13 protein-coding genes, 1 pseudogene and 1 riboswitch are annotated in these 14,017 nt (G+C 55.3%); of the genes and pseudogenes, 4 read left to right on the forward strand and 10 right to left on the reverse strand.

All coding sequences use genetic code 11. The features are described 5' to 3' along the window. Positions 1-9 precede the first annotated feature (9 nt). From thiD to COO59_RS08550, 7 genes and pseudogenes are all read right to left on the reverse strand, one after another. Positions 10-810: a bifunctional hydroxymethylpyrimidine kinase/phosphomethylpyrimidine kinase gene (thiD, locus tag COO59_RS08520; protein WP_103059375.1), complete on the reverse strand. Its 801-nt coding sequence runs from the start codon at positions 808-810 to the stop codon at positions 10-12. Further along, complete coding sequence (gene thiM / locus COO59_RS08525) at positions 807-1,598, reverse strand: hydroxyethylthiazole kinase (RefSeq protein ID WP_103059376.1); 792 nt, start codon at positions 1,596-1,598, stop codon at positions 807-809. The genes thiD and thiM overlap by 4 nt, the downstream gene beginning before the upstream one ends. A gap of 33 nt (positions 1,599-1,631) precedes the next feature. Continuing rightward, positions 1,632-1,728, reverse strand: a riboswitch (TPP riboswitch). Between the two features lie 361 nt (positions 1,729-2,089). Continuing rightward, entirely contained in the window at positions 2,090-2,575 is a 486-nt protein-coding gene (locus COO59_RS08530) for an Hcp family type VI secretion system effector (protein WP_103059377.1), read from the reverse strand. A gap of 18 nt (positions 2,576-2,593) precedes the next feature. Further along, the gene (locus COO59_RS08535) at positions 2,594-2,926 is read right to left on the reverse strand and encodes a DUF1493 family protein (protein ID WP_103059378.1); all 333 of its coding nucleotides are present in this window, start codon (positions 2,924-2,926) and stop codon (positions 2,594-2,596) included. Continuing rightward, positions 2,920-3,189: pseudogene (locus tag COO59_RS21225) on the reverse strand (STM2901 family protein); the annotation flags it as partial. The gene COO59_RS08535 and the pseudogene COO59_RS21225, both read right to left, overlap by 7 nt. A 132-nt stretch (positions 3,190-3,321) precedes the next feature. Then, positions 3,322-4,410 carry an XdhC family protein gene (locus tag COO59_RS08545; RefSeq protein WP_103059379.1) on the reverse strand — a complete coding sequence of 363 codons (1,089 nt, stop codon included), beginning with the start codon at positions 4,408-4,410 and terminating at the stop codon, positions 3,322-3,324. Between the two features lie 8 nt (positions 4,411-4,418). Next, positions 4,419-5,003 (reverse strand): nucleotidyltransferase family protein, encoded by a 585-nt coding sequence (locus COO59_RS08550; protein ID WP_103059380.1) that lies wholly within the window; start codon positions 5,001-5,003, stop codon positions 4,419-4,421. A 223-nt stretch (positions 5,004-5,226) separates the two neighbouring features. Here COO59_RS08550 and COO59_RS08555 point away from each other — a divergent pair, with 223 nt between their 5' ends. The 3 genes from COO59_RS08555 to COO59_RS08565 are packed head-to-tail and all read left to right on the forward strand — an operon-like array spanning position 5,227 to position 9,802. After that, complete coding sequence (locus tag COO59_RS08555) at positions 5,227-8,016, forward strand: xanthine dehydrogenase family protein molybdopterin-binding subunit (protein ID WP_103059381.1); 2,790 nt, start codon at positions 5,227-5,229, stop codon at positions 8,014-8,016. Then, a complete protein-coding gene (locus tag COO59_RS08560; protein WP_103059382.1) occupies positions 8,013-8,564 on the forward strand; it encodes a (2Fe-2S)-binding protein in 552 nt (183 codons plus the stop codon). Before COO59_RS08555 ends, COO59_RS08560 begins: the two co-directional genes overlap by 4 nt. Further along, positions 8,564-9,802 (forward strand): cytochrome c, encoded by a 1,239-nt coding sequence (locus COO59_RS08565; RefSeq protein ID WP_103059383.1) that lies wholly within the window; start codon positions 8,564-8,566, stop codon positions 9,800-9,802. Before COO59_RS08560 ends, COO59_RS08565 begins: the two co-directional genes overlap by 1 nt. A 190-nt stretch (positions 9,803-9,992) precedes the next feature. On the opposite strand, the gene mltB is transcribed toward COO59_RS08565, so the two are convergent. From mltB to eco, 3 genes are all read right to left on the reverse strand, one after another. Then, the gene (gene mltB, locus COO59_RS08570) at positions 9,993-11,066 is read right to left on the reverse strand and encodes a lytic murein transglycosylase B (RefSeq protein ID WP_103059384.1); all 1,074 of its coding nucleotides are present in this window, start codon (positions 11,064-11,066) and stop codon (positions 9,993-9,995) included. 152 nt (positions 11,067-11,218) lie between these two features. Next, positions 11,219-11,455, reverse strand: coding sequence for a putative hemolysin (locus tag COO59_RS08575; RefSeq protein ID WP_103059385.1), 237 nt, complete (start codon positions 11,453-11,455; stop codon positions 11,219-11,221). 52 nt (positions 11,456-11,507) lie between these two features. Next, on the reverse strand, positions 11,508-12,011 hold the full coding sequence (eco, locus tag COO59_RS08580) for a serine protease inhibitor ecotin (protein ID WP_103059386.1): 504 nt from the start codon (positions 12,009-12,011) through the stop codon (positions 11,508-11,510). A gap of 331 nt (positions 12,012-12,342) precedes the next feature. Here eco and COO59_RS08585 point away from each other — a divergent pair, with 331 nt between their 5' ends. Further along, positions 12,343-13,761: a sugar porter family MFS transporter gene (locus COO59_RS08585; protein WP_103059387.1), complete on the forward strand. Its 1,419-nt coding sequence runs from the start codon at positions 12,343-12,345 to the stop codon at positions 13,759-13,761. Positions 13,762-14,017: the final 256 nt, after the last annotated feature.

Genomic DNA, 14,017 nt, shown 5'->3' on the forward strand with positions numbered 1-14,017 from the left:
CCTTACGCCTTACCACCAGCGGTAAAAATGATGCACTGGCCCGATACCGTTTCCCACCTGCAGCGTATCAGCCTGTTCCAGCGCGCCCTGCAGCCAGGTTTTGGCCGCCGCAATGGTGCTGCCCCAGTCGCCGTGACGCGGACGTAACGCGGCCAGCGCCGAAGAGAGCGTGCAGCCGGTGCCGTGCGTATTGCGCGTTGCGATGCGCGGCGCGGTAAAGCGCTGCTCGCCGTCGCGGGTAAACAGCCAGTCCGGGCTTTCGGCATCGCTGAGGTGGCCGCCCTTGATCAGCACCGCCGCACAGCCCAGTTCCAGCAGCGCTCTGCCCTGCTGCTTCATTTCCGCCTCATCACATGCATGATGGGTATCCAGCAGCGCCGCCGCCTCCGGCAGGTTGGGCGTAATTAATGAAACCTGCGGCAGCAGCCGCTGACGCAGCGTTGCTACCGCCTGCGGCGACAGCAGCGCATCGCCGCTTTTCGCCAGCATGACCGTATCCAGCACCACCCAGGGAATAGCGGCGCGGCTAAGCCTTTCCGCCACCGCCTCGACAATATCGCTTTCCGCCAGCATGCCGATTTTGACGCTATCAATGCGCACATCGCTTAATACGGAATCCAGCTGTGCGGCAACAAAGTCAGGTTCAATACGGTAAACCGACTGCACGCCGCGGGTATTTTGCGCCACCAGCGCGGTAATCACGCTGGTGCCATAAGCGCCCAGCGCGGAGAAGGTTTTCAGATCCGCCTGGATACCGGCGCCGCCGCTGGGATCGGTACCGGCAATAGTTAAAGCGTTAATGCGCATCATGCCAGCGCCTCCTCGTTCAGATTCCACAGCCCGTCGAGAAAGGCAGGAATAAAGCTGCCCGGCCCGTTAACCGCCGCCGCCGCGTGGGCTCCGGCGCAGGAGATAATCCGGCAGGCGCTGGCAATATGCAGCAGCCGATCGCCCGGCAGCGCCGCAAAGCCGGCGACGACCGCCGAGAGCGCGCAGCCTGTGCCGACCACGCGCGTCATCAGCGGCGAACCGCCCGGAATTCGCAGCGTACGCTCGCCGTCGGTGACGTAATCCACCTCGCCGGTGATCGCCACAATGGTAGCGTAGCGCTGCGCCAGCTGCCGGGCGGCAGAAAGCGCTGATTCCGTCGTGTGCTGCGTATCCACGCCGCGTCCGCCGCCCTGCTGTAGCGCCAGCGCGAGGATTTCAGAGGCGTTGCCGCGAACGGCGGCGGGCCGCAGCGTCAGCAGCCGCTGGCAGAATTCGCTGCGCAAACGCAGCGCGCCTACCGCCACAGGATCGAGCGTCCAGGGGGTACCGGCTGCGTTGGCGGCGTTGACTGCCGCCAGCATCGCAGCGGCGCGCGGCTGGGTCAGCGTTCCGACGTTAATTAACAGCGCATCGGCGATAGCGCTGAACTGCGCCGCTTCTTCGGCATCGATAACCATCGCGGGCGAGGCCCGCAGCGCCAGCAACACGTTAGCGGTGAAGGATTGCACCACGTCGTTAGTCATACAGTGGATCAGCGGCGCGCGCTGGCGGAACAGGGAGAGAGAGTGCGCGACAGGCGCGTTATCAGGCAGGTCAGGCTGTTTCATAATGCTCCTGGCCGGCGATCAAGAAGGCAATGCCGGTCGGGCATCTGACTTCCCTACGCTGGCATTATCCAGATCAGGTAATACGGGTATTTCTCAGCCTTCACAAAGAAGGGCACCCCGAGTCATTTAAAAAATCAATCAGTTGCGATTAATGCGTTCCATTAATCCCTGAGCAGGATAATGCCAGCGGGAACTCTTGTAAACGGCAAAAGCGGCCCTTTGGGGGCGATGTGTGGCAGGTTGTGTGGCACCTGCGGATAATTATGCTGGTTCGCTCAAAATCGCTGCGAGTGCCACCCCTGTTTTGCTGACAAATGCCCTTTATCACTACTACGGCATACCTGTTTAAGAAGCAAAAAAGCCGGAGTGTCCCGGCTGTAGTCTGGCGTCCATATTCATTTGGTTCGGCTTGCTCTTTTGAGTAATGATGTGGCTACAGAGGGTGAAAGAATAGTCGTTAACACTACAGGGGGGCAAACGTCCCCTTTTCATTATGCCGTGGGGCGCTCGTTCCAGGCGTCATGTGCTAACAAATTGCCGTCTTTGTACAGATGGATGATCTTCTCGTAGTTCAGCGCCACCTCTTCCATGTGACCAGTACCCGGACAGCCTCGCGTATCGTGCATAACAGGGCTGACAGAAATCACTTTGACATTTTCCAGCGTGATCCGGTAATACTCCGCCTCCAGGCATGCGTGGTTGATATGGTAGAAACGGAACTCAGCAGATTTAAGCGTCTGACCTGTGGCAGCCGCCTTGAAGTGATACGGAGAAGCGCTATCAAGCTCTTTGGTAAACTGCAATGGTGAATGCTGACGTGTCCCGGTAACTTTTCCTGTCATTGGGTCTGTAGGAATAGTTAAGCTGTGGTGCAAACCTCGTAGCTCGACACTTCCTTCACGGTCTTGTACATCAGAAGAGCCACGGATCATTGCGCCGCCGTCATCGGTTAAAAATAAATGTACTGGTACAGCCATGTATTAAGCTCTTTGCGATTAATCGTACAACCATTTCCTGGCTTTAGCTGATTCGATCAGCATACCGATAGTGAAATCTGGAACGGGTACAGGTTCCGTTTTCTTGCATGGATTCCATGAAAAAGGTTCATCAGGGTAATACGTTTCGATCTTAAAGCTGCCACGTTCAACCTGGAATTCTTTGAAAAACTCATCCATCAAATCTTCGGCTTCACCAACATCTAACTGCATATCGGTATCAAAATCGGTATCCGGCGTTAACAACCTCTGCTTTTTTTCGTTATTGAACAGATAAACGCCGTTGTAGCGTCTTGCCAAAGCAAAAACACGTTGTTCAATGTCGTCTACCATAATTTATCGTTACCCCGCGCTATGCGGTTGTAGTCACGTATTGAGCAGTATGTGATCTGCGATACATCGGCAAGTAAAATCACCTCGCCTACCAGGGGGATAGTTCGCCCTACGAAAGTGCTAATTTTTGCGACCATTCGCCGCTCTGCTGTCCACGGTGTGTAGCCACCAACCCAGGTAGGTAGTTTTATGCCAAAAGGAAATTTTGCTGTCTTGAAAAACTTCCTCATCGCCTTAGAAACTCGCGAAGTACCTTCCTTACTGGATTTGCCCCTGCTAAAACGGACTCGGTTAATTAACCGCTAATACGGCATCACGGTATTCACGTGGAGAACACATTTTCAGACCGTTATGCGCATGCCAGTTGTTATAATTTAACGGTCTACAGAGGAAGATCAGTTTGCAGCCATCAGCCGAAGTTCCTCCGGCGTCAGCTTATTCCGGGATTCATAAAGACGTTCGCTGTTGGAGTCATTCACCCAGGCTTCCTCAGCCCCATTCATGACGGTTGGGCTGGCGGACAGGATGCTGTTTTTATGTTGCACAATCGCCGCCAACACCGCCAGCGCGATCTCTGCTGGGGTTTTGCTGCCAATCGGCAGGCCTATTGGCGCGTGGATACGCGCCAGTTCCTGTTCGGTAAATTCAGCTATCTGCTGTAGACGCTGTCGCCGCCGTATGCTGTTCCGTTCGGATCCCATTGCGCCGATATAAAATGCTGGCGTGTGGATAGCTTCCATCAGGGTCAAATCATCCATACGGGGATCGTGGGTCAGCGCCACAATGGCGGTATTGCTATGGCATCCCCTCTCTTCAATGTACCTGGCCGGAAACTGACGCAGCAATATCACATCGGGTTTCAGTCCGGCGGCAAAATTCTCCAGTACTTCCGGGCGGTTCTCGCATACCACTACCTCAAAACCCAGAGCAACGGCGAACTCGGCGCAGTAAAGTGCGACGCTGGACAGTCCGGCAATAAGTAACCGTGGCGCAGCGGCAAGATGCAGGATGATCTGCTCTTGCCTGCGTTCGACCTGAGTGGCACTAACGAATCCACACTTCTCAAGGCTGTGACAGGCTTCGGGCAGCGTCAGCCGTTTGATCAGGGCATAATGGCCATCAAGCGCGTCAGCGTGGCATGTAAGGTAAGCGATGCTGGCGTCGCCGGCTGGCAGATATTCAATCAGCACATCCAGTACCCCACCGCAGGGCAGCGCCACGTCGGGTGCCAGACCGCCTTCTCCATAACGGATAACCTGGCTGGCCGTCTGATATTCTCCGGCAGCAATACGACGTAGAAAATCCTCCTCAACGCATCCCCCGGAGAGAGAACCGCTGTAGCGCCCGTCACGCGTCGCTGCCATCAGCGCGCCCGGTGAACGAGGTGAAGAACCATAGGTACTCAGTACGGTACACAGCCATACCGGCTGCTGTTTCAGCCAGCCTGTTGCCTGACCGATCACGGTCATATCAAGATGTTGCATCGCTAAATTTACTCACTAACCGGTAACTGTGACGGAAGATCAATATCCTGCACCACGCTTAATTGATCAAAGGGCAGTAGGTGAACCTCTTCATCGCGCAGTAATACTCTCGCACCATTGTCCCCACGCAACCCGCAAAGTTTTTTGCGCAGTAACGCCGAGAAACCAACCGGGTGGCCCGGCTGTTGACCAAAACAGGGACGCACTATTGCGTGATCCTTCAGCGCTGCCGCAACCTGCAGGAAAATATCTGGCGTGACGAACGGCATATCCGCCAGATGGATTAGCCAGCCCTGCCATTGTGGTGTGGCGGCAACGCCAGCGGCGATAGAGTCTCCCAGCCCGTTGCTGTCCAGCAGAGTAACCGGTACCCGATAAGCGGTACATAGCTGCCATACCGGCAGATTATCTGGTCGAGTCACTACCCGTATCGGCAGGCCGGACGCCAGAGCCTGATGCAAGGTATGTGCAAATACTGAACGTCTCTGTCCGGCCGCATCGACAAATTCAGCATTTAACTTGTTACCCAGGCTACCCGCCTGAATAAAACGTTTCCCGCATCCGGCTGCGGCAATAAGAATGCCTGTCGTCATGTTTCTGATCCATGTTTGCGCAACTAACTTTTATCCAAACCGATTACACAGGTTTATTTGTTATTTTTTTGAAAATGAGAAGTTAATTATTACATATTTTGATGACATAAGGATATGATTGCGCGCCCCAGGATTAAGGCTACAAGCGTTTGCGCAATAAAAAATCGCCTTGCGCAACAATTACACAAGCGTACAACAACTATAAAGATGTAAAGGATGTTCTATGAGCAATTTCAACCCATCGCGACGCCGTTTTATCAGAAGCGCCGTAATAGCAGGGGTATCCGTGTACCTCGCGCCACTGTACAGCCATGCCTACGCTGCGTTGTTCGAACAAAAAATTCTCCAGTCGCCGAATTGGGATCCGCATACCAAACGCGTGCGCTTTCGCATTGACGGTCGTGCCAAGGTGATGGGACAAAAAGTATTCGCCCGCGATATTCGCGTGGTGGATATGCCTCACTGGCCGCAGAAACAGGCACACGCCTTTATCCTGCGTGTTACTAAGGCCGATCGACTGTTTGAGGGCGTCGATCTGTCGCTGCTGGGTGATGATCTACAGCCAGACCGGCTGGTGACGGCGGAAGATCTGGCGCGCGATGGGCTGGCTTTCCCGGCCTTCTACGGCGATGATATGCTGTTGCCCGCCGGCAAAACCCCGGCTTATCTCGGCCAGGCGGTAGCGATCTTGATCTATCATGATTTCGCCCGTTTCCGTTTCGCTAAAGACAAGCTGAAATTCCGCGAGGAAACCATCAAATACGGTACGGTAACCGGCCCGCTGGAGCGTGATCCCTGGGGTAGCTTCCGCTATGTGCGGGTGGGCGGCGAGCAACCGTTCGACGACGATCGTTTTTCCAGCCTGAAGGACACGCCTCTCTTCCCTGTGTCAATGAAAAAACATCTGCCGGTATGGCCGGAAGGACGCGAGGGCGGCAAGCTGGATCAGGAAGGCATGTTCTATGCAGGCACGATCGCCGACAAGCTGGATAAGCCACCGGCCGACTGGCTGGTCATGTCGCGTCGTTATACCACGCAGTCGATCGATACATCAGCGCTGGAGCCGGACAACGCCAACGGCTGGTTCGATAGCGCAACGCAAACGCTGCATCTGGTGGTGCCGACCCAGTCGCCGCAGGAAGTGGCCGAAGCGATGCCGCTTATGCTGGCCAAACGCAATCCGCCAGTGCAACAACTGATCCTGCACCCATGCTACACCGTGGGTTACGGTTCGAAAGATCACTGTAATTTCCCCTATTACGGCGCGATAGCGGCAATGTATGGCGACGGATACCCGGTACGCCTGGCCAACGACCGTTTTGAGCAGTTTCAGACCGCACTGAAACGCCATTCTTTTGATATGCATTACCGCATCGCAGTGAATCGCCAGACCGGTATGCTACAGTCATTCCAGGCTGAGATGACCGCAGATGGCGGTGGTCGCAGTAACTTTACCCCTTCGGTGGTGATGGTCGCCGCCACTGCCGCCCAGTCGATTTACTACTTTCCGCAAAGCGATCTGTCGTCGGTCGGTCTGGCATCGCGCGCGATCGATGCCGGTTCCGCGCGTGGTTACGGTACGCTGCAAAGTATGGCTGCCACCGAGATGATGATCGACGAAATGGCCGCCGAGCTGAAGATCGACCCGATCGCATTTCGTTTGCGCAACGCGCTGAAATCGGGCATGAAAAATACCCAGGGGGCGATCCCGGCCGGCGCCATTCGCGTTGACGAGGTGCTGGAGAAAGCGGCGCAGCATGAGATATGGCTCAGGCGTGCTGAACGCAAGGCTGAGTTTGAGCGCCACCATCCAGGTAAACGCTATGGCGTTGGCTTCGCCTGTGTGCAGAAAGACTTCGGCACCGGAGCGGAAACCTCGTTTGCCCGGGTGGAGTTGAGTGAGGACGGGCGCATTATGCTGCACCATAGCGGCGCGGAAATGGGTACCGGTATGTCAACTTCGCAGTCGGTGCTGTGCGCGCAGTGGCTGGGAAAACCGGCCGACGAGGCGCATTTCTCCGTCATTGACTGGTCGGTATTGCCAATGGTCACCAGTGGCGATCCTTACCTGATGTCACAGGACGAACAGGACAAGCTGCAAACCAACCCTAACTGGACACCTTCCTACTGTTCGCCATCCAGCGCCAGCAACTCGGCCTTTTATTTCTCGCACAGTACCCGCGAAGCGGCGCGGCTGATCTTCAATCACGGCCTGTGGCCAGCGGCGATGGCGTTGTGGCAGGCCGGTATTGGCGGCGGCCAGGCAGCGCCGCTGGTAGTACGCCGCGAGGATGCGCGCTGGGTTGAAGGTGGCCTGACGGCGGCGGGAATGTCAGTGCTGAGCCTTGAACAGCTAACCAGGAAAGCCTGGCAGATGGGCGGCGTAACAGGCGCGACGGTACATGTGTTTAACCGCTGGCAGTGGGCAGAGGCGGATTTCAGGCTGAACGGCCAGTCTGAACGGTTGCCGGTTGATGGTCTGGCGCTGCGTCATGGCGGTGGCGAGTTTGTAACGCAGGCACGTACCCAGGTCTATTACCCGCCGGTTCAACGTAATAATGCGGCGGTTACCTACTATAGCGCCGTCGGCACGCTGGCGGAGGTGGCGGTAGAGATCGCTACCGGCAAGGTGGAATTGCTGAACCATCACTCGATTATGGAATGTGGCAATTTGATTGTGCCGGAACTGGTTTCCGGCCAGTTACAGGGCGGGTTGGCGATGGGAATAGGCCATGCGCTGCACGAATATTTACCGCTGTACGAAGAGGGGCCGGGCAACGGTACCTGGAATTTCAACCGTTACCACCTGCCGCATGCCAGCGATGTGGCGGTATGGAATCAAACCAGCGACATCCTGCCTGCGCTGTCGGAAACCGATCCGCCAAAAGGCATGGCCGAAGTCGTGATGATCCCGGTAGTAGCCGCACTGGTTAACGCCATTGCCGACGCCACCGGCCATCGTTTCCGTGATTTACCCGTTCGTGCAGAAAATATTCGTGAGGTATTACAATGAGCATTAAAAACCGTCCAGTTTCCCTGACCGTCAACAATAAGCAATATAGCTCCATTGAGGTGCCGGAAGGGTTGATGATGATTGATTTCCTGCACGAATATCTCGATCTGACCGGATCGCGCCTCGGTTGTGGTCAGGGGATCTGCCATGCCTGTGTCGTTATTGTTGATAATCCGGATGGCACCAGCGAAGAGGTACGTACCTGCATCACCGGCGCCCATTTTTTTAACGGCAGGAAAGTGCGCACCGTAGAAGGCCATGCCCGGCTGGATGAGCAAGGTGAAGTGGTGGAGCTTTCTCCGGTACAGCAGGCTTTTCTGGAACACTACAGCTTCCAGTGTGGCTACTGTACGCCAGGCTTTGTCAATGCCGCGACGATCTTCATGGAAAAGCTCAAACGTGAACCCATCGCCCGTGAACAGCTGGAAAGCGCCATTGAGCAGGCGCTGGACAGCCATATCTGCCGCTGTACCGGTTATGTACGCTACTACGAGGCGGTGCGCGATGTGGTGCTGAAAACGCCGGGCCTGCTGAAGGAGACGGCATAATGAAAAAACGTCTCGCCCTGTTGATCCTCCTGATCGCGATCGTCGTTATCGCCCTGCTATGGTGGCGGGAGAACCGCCGCTACGACGGCCCGGTGCAGAAGGTTACCGCCAGCGCCGGGCAGATCACCCATGGCCGCTATCTGGCCCAGGCTGCTGACTGCAGCGCCTGCCACACCGCCAACGGCGGCGCACCATTGGCTGGCGGTTATCCGCTGGAAACGCCGTTCGGTACCCTCTACGGCAGCAACCTGACGCCGTCGGCCGATCACGGTATCGGCCGCTGGACCAAAGATGACTTTTTCCTGGCGCTGACCCAGGGAGTGGCTCCGGGTGGCCGTCATCTCTATCCGGCGATGCCTTACACTTCCTATAAGGGTATTTCGCGCCAGGACTCTGATGATATTTACGCTTATCTGATGACACGCCCGGCAGTTGATGTTGCGGTTCAGGAAAATGCCATGCCGTTCCCATTCAACCAGCGCATGGCGCTGATTGGCTGGAACCTGCTGTTCCGCAGCTCGCAGCCGCTGCCTGCCAGCTCGCAGGGTAATTCTGCGCAATGGCAACGTGGACGCTATTTGGCCGACGTCCTGGGACACTGCGGGGAGTGTCACACACCACGTGGTGTGCTGGGACAGATGGATCTCGACAAACCGATGCAGGGCGGCGTGGTTGGGCGCTATATGGCACCGGATATTACTCCACAGGGCCTGGCACAACGCGGCTGGCAGCCGCAGGAGATCAGCCGTTTTCTCAGTACCGGCCTTGCAACCCAAGGCTCTGTCTTCAGTGAAATGCATATGGTGGAGGATCTCAGTACCCGTCATCTGACACCGCCAGACCAGCAAGCACTGATGACTTACCTGATGGGCGACCAGCCTCCGGCGGCAGTGGCGGCGGTGAAAACAGGATCGGGCAGTGATACCGGACGCATGATTTATCTGGACCAATGCTCCGGCTGTCATGCGCGTGAGGGCGAGGGTAAACCGCATGTATCGGTGGCGATGCGTAATAACGCCACACTGCGGCAACCGGACGGCAGGAACCTGATCGTCTCAATACTGGACGGCCTGCCGGTACAACAATTCCCCAACGGTGAAAGCATGCAGAGTATGCCGGCCTTTGGCGGACGCCTGAGTGATGCAGAGGTGGCAGAATTGGTAAATTACCTGCGTGTGACCTGGGGTGGTCAACCAGCGAACATTACTGCCGACCAGGTGAAGGCGTTGCGCAAGTAAGCCTTCAGCTCCGGCTGTGTGGTAATGGGAAGTGCATTGACGGATAAAAGCCGGGAAGCTATTGCCGCTGCCTGCCGGGAAACGGCAGACAATGAAAGCACTTCCCGATCCCGCGCAGGGAAGAAAAAGAGCCTGAGGCTAAAGCCGCAGCGGTAAACGCTGCGGCTTTAATCGTCTTATTACCTTATCTTTACTGCCGCGCCAGCCCTACCGCCTCGCCCAGCTGCCACACCGCCATCGCATAGTGATTACTGTGGTTATAGCGCGTAATCACGTAGAAGTTCGGCAGGCCGTACCAGTACTGGTAATACTTGCCCATATCAAAGCGCAGCAGACTAACCTGCGGATTGCCGTTAATAGACGTTTGCGGGCGCAGGCCCGCTGCCGCCAGGCTGGATATGCTGTAGCGGGTCTTAAAGCCGTTTTCCAGCCCCGGCGCCTGGCCGCTGGCCGGTACTGCCACGGTTTCATCCGGCTGCCAGCCATGCTGTTTAAAATAGTTCGCTACGCTGCCGATGGCATCAACCGGATCCCAAAGATTAATGTGGCCATCATCGTTAAAATCTACCGCGTACTGTTTTTCGGACGAAGGCATAAACTGCCCGTATCCCATCGCGCCGGCATAAGAACCGCGCAGGTCGAGCGGGTCCTGTTGCTCTTTACGCGCCATCAGCAGGAAGGTTTCCAGCTCGCTGGTGAAAAATTCAGCCCGGCGGGGATAGGCAAATGAGAGCGTAGCCAGCGCATCGATAATACGGGTTTTGCCCATTACGCGGCCCCAGCGGGTTTCCACGCCGATAATGCCGACCATAATTTCCGGCGGAACGCCATATTCCCGCTGCGCCCGCTGCAGCGCATCCTGATATTGATTCCAGAACGCTACGCCGTTCTGCACGTTATCTGGCGTGATAAATTTATTGCGATAGCGAATCCAGGCGCCATTCGGCCCGGAAGGCGGCTGATAGCCTGGGGCCTGACGCTCCATCAGGCGCAGCACCCAGTCCAGGCGTTTCGCCTGCGCCAGCACGTCATGCAGCTGCTGACGATTAAAGCCATGTTCCTGCACCATTTTATCGATAAAACGTTCGGCCGCCGGATTACCGGCGAAATCGCCATTTAACGGATGAATTTCATGAGCGGGCTTAAGTAAAAATCCACCTTCTTCCAGAAAGGGGTTACCGCTTTGCGGCGGGGTCGGCGTCGGTTTGCTGCTACAGCCAGCCAGGGTCAGAATTAGCGGTAGAAGGAGGCGAGGATAACGCATTGCAAGTCCATATAATCAGCGATGAAAAAGAATTAATGGTAAGCGTGGATTTGCGTCACGTAAAAGAAAATTCCTAATTTGCCAAAAAAATTTTCGCCGGTATCTCTGATAAATTAGCAAGGTTTTCAGCGTTGAAAACCTTGCCGCTGATATTACGGACGATCGCGTCGGAACAGCGTCCACTCTTCAATGCGCTCGCCGCTGGGTAGATGACAATAGTTGATCTCGCCGTCCGCGGTTTGCCCCCTTTCCAGCGTACCCGATTGTTGAATGCAGTAAACCGAGGCCGGATTCGGCATCCCAACCGCCGGAGAATTTTCCTGTGGTGCAGGCTGACGACTACATCCTGCCACCGTCAGCGCGACCAACAACATGATACTTTTTTTCATGTTCGCTCTTTTTATAAGGGCGGTGTCGCTGACGACAGGCCGCCAACTCTGATTATTGCGCAACCGCCTCGCTGACGGCGCTATCCGCCTGCCACAGGCGATATTTCACTTCTACATCGGCTGGCGCGTAAACCACGATTGGCAGCTTACTGTTGTAACGCAGCATGCCTTCTGTGCCGGTATTGGCGACAACAAATTCCTGATGGGTCGCATTATCAATACACATCTTTCGCGTCGAAGCCAGAGGGCTAAGTTTGTTGATGACAATATAGTCATAGCCCCAGCCTTCCAGGGTTTTCTTCTCAATATCCGCACCAAACATCTGGCGGTTACAGTCTACTTTTAGCGTTTTACCTGGCAACAGCTCAACCTTATACAGATCTTCATGCGCCTGCTGCGGCAGAATAATAACGTGCCTGATCTGCCCTTTTTCCGCCTGCGGATAAGGCGCAACCTTTTCCAGCGGCTGGGCGTCTGGCGCTGCTTGCTGCACGTTATTGGCGTTGGCTGAAGCAGTGATAAATAAGGCGCTAAGTACCAGGGTGGTATATTTCATGTTGTTTCCTGCAAATGATAATTTATTTCACTAAGGTAGCATAAGATAACCATACTTATCGCCGCTCAGAATCAAATTTATCGCATAAAACTCCAGCATCAGCGGTTAGCGCTAAGCCTTTTCATTGCTGTTTTATCGCTTCCGGCAGGCTGGTGGGTTAACAACCGCTTATTATTTAAGCAACGCAACCCACGTACAAAGCGAGACATGCATCACAAAAACCCCGCCGGCAGCAAGAATATCCATCTCTATGGACCATTTAACATTACGCCCGCTATACAGAATTTTGTATGTTGCCTTATAGTGCAGCATATTAATCTGGAGCGGTAAAATGTCTTACGTTAACAGTAATTTAGATATAAACGATATGCACAGACGCAAGGTGCGTCGAATGAATCTGTTTATCTCTTTTTCCGCCGCGCTGGCTGGCCTGCTGTTTGGGCTGGATATTGGCGTGATTGCCGGCGCTTTACCCTTTATTACTCACCATTTTTCCCTGTCCAGCCACCAACAGGAGTGGGTCGTCAGCAGTATGATGCTCGGCGCGGCGCTGGGTGCGATCTGTAACGGCTGGGTCTCTTCCCGCCTGGGGCGCAAATACAGCCTGATGGCTGGCGCAGTGTTATTTATTCTTGGCTCGCTGGGCTCCGCTTTTGCCAACAGTCTTGAGGCGCTGCTGGCGGCGCGCGTGGTGCTGGGCGTAGCGGTTGGCATCGCCTCTTATACCGCCCCGCTCTACCTTTCTGAAATGGCCAGCGAGCATATTCGCGGCAAAATGATCAGCATGTATCAGCTGATGATCACTTTTGGCATCCTGCTGGCGTTTCTGTCCGATACCGCGCTGAGCTACAGCGGCAACTGGCGCGCCATGCTGGGCATTCTGGCGCTACCGGCGGTGGTATTATTCGGTCTGGTGATTTTTCTGCCTAACAGTCCGCGCTGGCTGGCGGCGAAAGGCTTACATATCGAAGCGGAAGAAGTGCTGCGGATGCTGCGCGATACCTCCGATAAAGCCCGCGCCGAGCTTAATGAGATCCGTCAAAGCCTGCAGATGAAACAGGGCGGCTGGACGCTGTTTAAGCGCAACAGCAACGTACGCCGGGCGGTATTCCTGGGCATGCTGCTACAGGCGATGCAGCAGTTTACCGGCATGAACATCATTATGTATTACGCGCCGCAGATTTTTAAAATGGCGGGCTTTAGCAATACGCAACAGCAGATGATGGCGACGGTGGTGGTTGGGTTAACCTTTATGCTGGCAACGCTGATCGCGGTGTTTACCGTGGATAAGGCGGGCAGAAAGCCGGTGCTGAAAATTGGCTTTTCGGTTATGGCCTTTGCTACGCTGGTGCTGGGCTACTGCCTGATGCAGGCCGGGAAAGGCGAAATCACTTCCGGTCTGTCGTGGCTTTCGGTTGGGATGACCATGATGTGCATTGCGGGCTATGCCATGAGCGCCGCGCCGGTCGTCTGGATCCTCTGCTCGGAAATCCAGCCGCTGAAATGCCGGGATTTTGGCATCACCTGCTCCACCACTACTAACTGGGTGGCCAATATGATTATTGGCGCGACGTTCCTGACGCTGCTGGATACCATTGGCGCTGCAGGCACCTTCTGGTTATATACCGGCTTTAATGTGGCGTTTATCGCGATTACTTTCTGGCTGATCCCGGAAACGAAAAACGTCACGCTGGAACATATTGAGAAGAACCTGATGGCCGGTAAAAAGCTGCGGGATTTAGGGCAGTAACGGCCGCCCGGACAATGCCAAATGCCTTTCCGGCAGCTTTATTAAAGATATTCCCCGTTCGGACCTGCACAGCAGGCCGAACGGTTTTGTATTATGGCGTTACCGTTGCTGCATGCGGCGCGTTTTTCTTCCTCTTTAGTATAGTGTAACTAAGAAAGAGATTAGCGCTGCGCTCCGCTATCTTCATCACCCTTCCGGTTATTCATTCCGCCAAAGCCCGCTTTTTTTGATACTGCACAACCCGCACCTACTTATT

The organism is Mixta theicola, from assembly GCF_002895925.1.
In the GTDB taxonomy this organism is placed as follows: Bacteria; Pseudomonadota; Gammaproteobacteria; order Enterobacterales; family Enterobacteriaceae; genus Mixta; species Mixta theicola.